The organism is Alcanivorax sp. HI0083 (assembly GCF_001635175.1).
Map to the genome: position 1 here is coordinate 1 of NZ_LWFX01001065.1, position 3,552 is coordinate 3,552.

The following is a 3,552-nucleotide window of genomic DNA, read 5'->3' on the forward strand; positions in this document are numbered from 1 at the left end:
TGAGTTGCGAGTTGAAGGTTTAAAGTTGAAACGCGAATCGCTGTTGCTGCCAATCGAACAAAGCCGGAACCGCGCCGGTCGGTCTTATTCGCGATGCGAGCATCGCTTCCCACAGGGCCCAAAGAACGATAGGTTTTTTGTGGGAAGCTATGCTTGCATCGCGAATAGAGTATTGGACTGCGGGCACTGATTCCATCAATTAGCTTTGGCATGGAACGCGTTGTTGAACTTTCCACGTTTCAACGTTCAACTATTCCCCGCCTGACGTGCCAGTTCCCGGGCAATAACTATCTGTTGGATCTGGGTAGTGCCTTCGTAAATGCGGAACAGGCGCACATCGCGGTAGAAGCGTTCCACCGGATAGTCCGCCATGTAGCCTGCGCCGCCGTGAATCTGTACGGCGCGATCGGCCACCCGGCCTACCATTTCAGAGCAGAACAGCTTGCAGCAGGAGGCGTCCAGGCTGACCCGTTCTCCCCGGTCCTTGCTGCGGGCGGCTTCCAGTACCATGGAGCGGCCGGCGAAGGCTTCTGCCCGGGAGTCAGCCAACATGGCCTGAATCAGCTGGTGCTCGATAATGGGTTTGCCGAACTGTTGGCGTTCGGCAGAAAAATTCACCGCGTCCTCGATGAGCCGGTAGGCAACGCCCACGCAGATGGCTGAAATATGCAGCCGGCCCCGGTCCAGCACTTTCATGGCGGTTTTGAAGCCCTTGCCTTCCTGCCCACCGATGATGTTCTCTGCGGGCACACGACAGTTTTCAAAAATGATGTCGCAGGTGTGGGCGCCTTTCTGGCCCATTTTCACGTCCGCCTTGCCGCGGTGGATGCCGGGGGTGTCGCCATCGACGATAAAGGCGGTAACGCCGCCACCGCCAGGGATATTCGGGTTGGTGCGCGCCATCACGGTGAAAAGGCCGGCGTGGGGGCCGTTGGTGATGAAACGCTTGGTACCGTTGAGAATATAGTGGTCGCCGTCTTTTTCGGCACGGGTTTTCACTGCGCCGGAGTCGGAGCCCACGTCCGGTTCGGTCAGGCAGAAGGCGCCGATCACGTCCCCGGTAGCGAGCTGGGGAACGTATTTTTGTTTCTGTTCGTCGGTGCCATCAATCAGGATGCCTTGGGCGCCAATGCCATTGTTGGTGCCCATGAGGGAGCGAAACGCGGGGGAGGTGCGACCCAGTTCAAAGGCCACCATTACTTCCTCTTCCATGGTCAGCCCGAGTCCGCCAAGCTCTTCCGGAATCGACAGCCCGAATAGCCCCATGGCCTTCATATCGGCGACAATGTCATCGGGGATGGCGTCACTTTCGGCCACTTGCTGTTCGGCGGGAACGAGGCGTTCGCGCACAAAACGGGCAATGGTGTCGGTCAATTGAGAGAGAATTTCGGCATCACGAATCATGGCTGGGTCCGGCGGTAGCATTGGGTCTTTTGGGGACGTGACCGCGAGGCGAATCACTTGCATCGCACTCTGTCACGGCCTATTCTGCTCGTCAAGTTTTCAAAATAACATTCCGCACAGCGGACGAACTTGCTGCGGCACGCTTCAAGCTGCACGCAACAACGCGGTGGAAGCCACAGGGTTTGGCGACCTTTTTGCTCGCGACCAACAATGACTCGTGAGCGCGGCCGTGACGCCTGGTCGAGGCCGTTTACGCGTTGCTGCGTGTTGCATGGAGCATGCTGCACATTCGGAGAATGCTTATGCTTGATGCCTATATTTACGATGGTCTGCGCACTCCCTTTGGCCGCCATGGTGGCGCGTTGGCGCCGGTGCGGCCGGATGATTTGCTGGCCGGGGTGATCCGTGAGCTAGTGCAGCGCAACGGGTTCGAGCTGTCTCGCTACGAAGACGTGGTGATCGGCAATACCAACCAGGCCGGTGAAGATGCCCGTAACGTGGCCCGCCATGCCGGGTTGCTGGCAGGGCTGCCGGAATCCGTGGCCGGAATCACCGTTAACCGCTTGTGCGGCAGTGGCCTGGCGGCAACGCTGGATGCCGCGCGCATGGTTTCCGTGGGTGAAGGTGATTTGATCGTTGCCGGTGGCACGGAATCCATGAGCCGCGCGCCCTTCGTCATGGCCAAGGCGGAAAAAGCGTTCAGCCGCGACATGACGATTTTCGACAGTACTATTGGTGCCCGTTTCCCCAACCCGAAAATCCTCAACCAGTTCGGTGCCGATACCATGCCGGAAACCGCCCAGAACGTGGCGGACGATCTGGGCATTAGCCGCGAGGAAGCGGATGCCTTTGCGGCACGCTCCCAGCAGCGTTATGAGGCAGCCAGAGAGCGCGGTTTCTATCAGAAGGAGATCCTGCCGGTCATTGTTCCCCAAGGCCGCAAGAAAGAGCCGCTGACGGTGGCAGACGATGAGCATCCCCGTGCTGGCACCACTGCTGAAAAATTGGCAAAACTGCCTGCTATCGTTGAGGGTGGCATCATTACCGCAGGGAATGCATCAGGCATAAATGACGGCGCGACGGCGCTGATCATCGGTTCCCGTGTTGCCGGTGACGCGGCGGGCATTGCCCCCCGCGCACGGATTCTAGCCGGCGCCGTGGCCGGTGTGGCGCCCCGGGTCATGGGGCTGGGGCCGGTGGAAGCCTGCCGCAAGGCACTGGGCCGGGCCGGACTGACGCTGGACCAGATGGATGTAATCGAGATTAACGAGGCATTCGCCGCCCAAGTATTAGGCTGTTGCAAGCAGCTGGGCCTGGCCGGGGATGATGAACGCCTGAACCCGAATGGCGGCGCTATTGCCGTGGGTCATCCACTGGGTGCCTCCGGCGCCCGTCTGGCCCTCACCGCCACGCGGCAACTGGAGGCCACTGGCGGTCGCTATGCGCTGGTCAGCCTGTGCATTGGCGTGGGTCAGGGCGTGGCTATGGTGATTGAAAGGCAGTGACCAACATAGTTGACAGTGGACAGTTGAAAGTTGACAGCTAAAACCAGCCCAATTTCTTGGTGTTTCGCTGTCAACTTTCCACTATCAACGCTCAACTTACTGAACATGATTTGGCTGAGACATTGACGATGCAAAACTTTATCTGGAGCGATCCATTACTGCTGGAAACCCAGCTCACCGAAGACGAGCGCATGATCCGTGATGCGGCCCATGATTACTGTCAGAGCAAACTGATGACCCGGGTGCTGGAAGCCAACCGGCACGAGATTTTCCACCGGGACATCATGACGGAAATGGGGGAACTCGGCTTTCTCGGTCCCACCATTCCTGAGCAGTATGGTGGCGCCGGGGTGAACCATGTGAGCTACGGCCTGGTGGCCCGGGAAGTGGAGCGGGTGGACTCCGGTTACCGTTCAGCCATGAGTGTGCAGTCGTCCCTGGTGATGTTCCCTATCTACACCTTCGGTAGCGAAGCGGTGCGGGAGAAATACCTGCCGAAGCTTGCCACCGGTGAATGGGTGGGCTGTTTTGGCCTGACCGAGCCGGACCACGGTTCTGACCCGGGCTCCATGAGTACCCACGCGAAGAAAGTGGATGGCGGCTATGTGCTAAATGGCGCCAAGACCTGGATTACCAATTCGCC

3 protein-coding genes are annotated in these 3,552 nt (G+C 59.0%); 2 read left to right on the plus strand and 1 reads right to left on the minus strand.

All coding sequences use genetic code 11. The features are described 5' to 3' along the window. Nucleotides 1-246: 246 nt before the first annotated feature. Complete coding sequence (locus A3754_RS14040; RefSeq protein WP_063520195.1) at nucleotides 247-1,404, minus strand: acyl-CoA dehydrogenase family protein; 1,158 nt, start codon at nucleotides 1,402-1,404, stop codon at nucleotides 247-249. 302 nt (nucleotides 1,405-1,706) lie between these two features. Between A3754_RS14040 and A3754_RS14045 the strand changes: the two genes are divergently transcribed. Together A3754_RS14045 and A3754_RS14050 are read left to right on the plus strand one after the other, a co-directional pair. After that, complete coding sequence (locus A3754_RS14045; RefSeq protein WP_063520196.1) at nucleotides 1,707-2,909, plus strand: 3-oxoadipyl-CoA thiolase; 1,203 nt, start codon at nucleotides 1,707-1,709, stop codon at nucleotides 2,907-2,909. A 128-nt stretch (nucleotides 2,910-3,037) separates the two neighbouring features. After that, nucleotides 3,038-3,552, plus strand: a 515-nt coding sequence (locus tag A3754_RS14050; protein WP_197468660.1) for an acyl-CoA dehydrogenase family protein, incomplete at its 3' end; no start/stop codon positions are given.